Genomic DNA, 2,927 nt, shown 5'->3' on the forward strand with positions numbered 1-2,927 from the left:
CCCGCTTCTCGTTTCTCCGCGGGGGATGACAGGGCCGCCGCCGTTGCGTACCTTCGTACCTCCGTATCGTGTGGTACCAGCCGAAACTTCCGCGCGGACGTCGCCGTAGGACCTCCCCAGAGTAGCGGGAGAGCGGCTTCCGCACGTATCAATCTTCCGCAGGGCGAGGCAACGATGAGAAATCCCGGTACGGCGGCCGTGCTGAGCTTCATCATCCCGGGGCTCGGACAGCTCTACAACGGCACGTGGATGCGGGCCATCTTCTGGTTCGTCATCACCCCCGGCCTGTGGCTGGGCACGGGCGGCGTCCTGGGCTGGCTGGCCCACATCATCGCCGCCGTCACGGCCCACAACTACGCCAAGCACCACCCGCACCGCGAGTTCGACTGACCGTCGATCCGCCGGCCGGTCCGGGCATGGCAAAGGGGCGCATCCGACATCGCCGGATGCGCCCCTCGTCGTTCATCCGCCCCTCACGGCGCGCCCACGGCCACGGCGGCGGACGCGCCCGGGTTCGCGGCCTCCACCTGCGCCCACGGCGTGAGCGGCAGGTGCTGCGCGGCCACGCGCTCCGGGCGGATTCCGGCGCGGCGCGCGGCCGCCATCACCTCCTGCGCGTAGGAGGACGGCTCGCGCAGCGTCTGCACGTAGTCGCCGGCCCACAGGAAGCCCGCCTCGGGAAGCCACGCCATCAGCGCGCCCTCGCTGCCCACGCCGTTGATGGCGTACAGCCGCAGCCGCCCTCCGCCCAGCGACGCCGAGTCCTCCACCGCCATGAAGCGCAGCGGCGACGACGCGCGGCGCTGCTCCAGCAGGTCCGGCGCGAGCGTCCACGGCCGGTCCACCACGCGGCGCAGGAACGCCTCCGACGTGCGATGGGAGACGATCGTCGCCCCGTTGGCCACCCACCAGCGCACGCCGGCCACGTGCGGCCACGCCAGGTCCGTCACCACGACGGCGACGGGATGGTTGCTGGGAAAGAGCTTCTCCAGCCACGCGGCGTCCTCGCGGGCGCGGCGCTCGCCCAGCGTGGCATCCAGCACGTAGACGGTGTCGCCCGCGAGCACGGCGCCCTCCGTGTACGCGCGGCTGGCGAGAAGGAACGCGTCCCTTCCGACGCGAACAGTGTCCATCGGCATCCCCGCGCCCACCTCCGTCCAGTGCGCCAGCGGCATCCGGTCCGGCTGCGCGGGCACGGTCAGCCCGGGCGCGGCGGCGCGGGCGGCGAGCTCGATCTCGCCCATCGTCCGCGAGATTTCCACCGCGCCGTCCACCACGCGGAACGCCGTCGTGGGGAACGCGCCGCGGCCCACGGGCTTCCAGTTGGACCACACGTACTCCACCCGCACCTGGCCCCACAGGTAGTGCGGCTCCGTCTGCGCCAGGGCCACGGGGTAGCCCGTCCGCGGGTCCACGAACAGCCGCTGCTCGCCCCATGGCCCCTGGCGGACGAGCGCCACGCGGGGAAAATCGCGGACGGTGCAGAGGCCGGCCGCACGCACGTCCGCCGCGGCGCTCCACTCGCGCAGCACGGCCCACGGGTTCAGCGGGCGAAGCGCCTGTACGCCGCCGTGCTGCCACGTGGCGGGGACGATCATCGTGTCGCGCGCCGCGAACGACGCCGTGGGCGAGGAGAGGATGGCGGGGAGCGCCGCCGGCCCCGTGCCGGGGTAGACCTGCGATCCGCTGCTGCGCTCCACGCCGGACGCGGGGTCGTACCACGCCTCGCCCTGGTCCATGGCGGAGAAGAACGGCGGATACGTGCGGTCCGACTGGTAGTCCATCAGCGTGGCCGTGGCCGCGCGGTAGTGCAGCACGGAATCCGCCGGCAGGTCCGTGCCCAGCCGGGCCCGCGCCGTCGCCAGCAGTTGCGCGGGCGCCGGCGTCCCGGCCGGAAGGGGCACGCACGCCTCCTGCGCGGCCGCGGAGGGCGCGGCGGCCAGCCCGGCCAGCAGGAGCGAAAGGATCGTCGATTTCATGGGATGCGATCGGGGTCGCACGTGGCCGGCGCCATCCGGAGCGGTGCCGCCGGGCGGCCCTCCTGCGCCGCGGACCCCATGCTACGCGCGTCCCCGCCCCCGCGCCGCGCCCGTGATGCGAGCGGTCGCCCCGCGCGCTGAACGGTCGTCCCTTGTCCCCGAGCGGCGGGACGATCATGATTGGTGCGGGCAGGATTCCGCGTGCTCGGCCGTACCTCCATCCCCGACCTCCCCCCGATGACACATTCCCGCATCCTCGGCGCCTTGGCCCTCCTGGCGTGCACCGCGCAGACGGCGTGCGCCCCCCGCGCTCAGCCCGCGCCGCGATCCATGGAGCAGGACGAGCGCGCCGTGATGGTCACGCTCATCCGCCACCTGGAGCGCGAAAGCGGCGAGCACAGGCCCGTCGTGGCGTGGATGACGGAGTACCCGGACCTGGACCAGCTCGTCCCCAGCGTGGAGGCGTTCCAGAAGCGGGAGGACGACGAGGAGCGCAAGTACCTCGTCCCCGCCGAGGCGTTCGAGAACCTCGTGATCCGCAGCGAGGAGCCCGTGCCCGTGTGGCGGGTGATCGGCGACAGCGCGCGCGTGCGCTGGATCACGCCCGCCCAGCGCGATTCGCTGCTCCGGGTGGATGACGCGCCGGAACAGCGGCTGCAGGCGGTGCATCCGGGCGCACGGTTCTTCATCACGTTCTCGCGCGTGGGCTTCGACGACTGGCACCGGTACGCGGCCGTGGCGTACGACACGTGGTGCGGCGAGCAGTGCGGATCCGGCGGCGTGGTGCTGCTGTATCGCCGGTACGACCAGTGGGAGATCGTGGAGAAGTTCCCGATGCTCACCGCGATGGACGAGTCGCCCGACCAGTCCGCCGTCACCCTCCCCGGCGCCCTCGGCTCCCGCTGACGACGGGAACTGCATTCTCACGCAGAGGGAGCAGAGGCAGCA

The 2,927-nt window shown here is 72.9% G+C and carries 3 protein-coding genes; 2 read left to right on the forward strand and 1 reads right to left on the reverse strand.

Features of this window, described 5'->3' with window-relative positions; genetic code table 11:
• Positions 1–174 precede the first annotated feature (174 nt).
• A complete protein-coding gene (locus tag VFZ20_RS10045; protein ID WP_329683734.1) occupies positions 175–390 on the forward strand; it encodes a hypothetical protein in 216 nt (71 codons plus the stop codon).
• Between the two features lie 83 nt (positions 391–473).
• On the opposite strand, the gene VFZ20_RS10050 is transcribed toward VFZ20_RS10045, so the two are convergent.
• Positions 474–1,979: a hypothetical protein gene (locus tag VFZ20_RS10050; protein ID WP_329683735.1), complete on the reverse strand. Its 1,506-nt coding sequence runs from the start codon at positions 1,977–1,979 to the stop codon at positions 474–476.
• A 237-nt stretch (positions 1,980–2,216) separates the two neighbouring features.
• Here VFZ20_RS10050 and VFZ20_RS10055 point away from each other — a divergent pair, with 237 nt between their 5' ends.
• A complete protein-coding gene (locus VFZ20_RS10055; protein WP_329683736.1) occupies positions 2,217–2,885 on the forward strand; it encodes a hypothetical protein in 669 nt (222 codons plus the stop codon).
• The last annotated feature ends 42 nt before the right edge of the window (positions 2,886–2,927 follow it).

This window comes from Longimicrobium sp., from assembly GCF_036280135.1.
Lineage (GTDB): Bacteria > Gemmatimonadota > Gemmatimonadetes > Longimicrobiales > Longimicrobiaceae > Longimicrobium.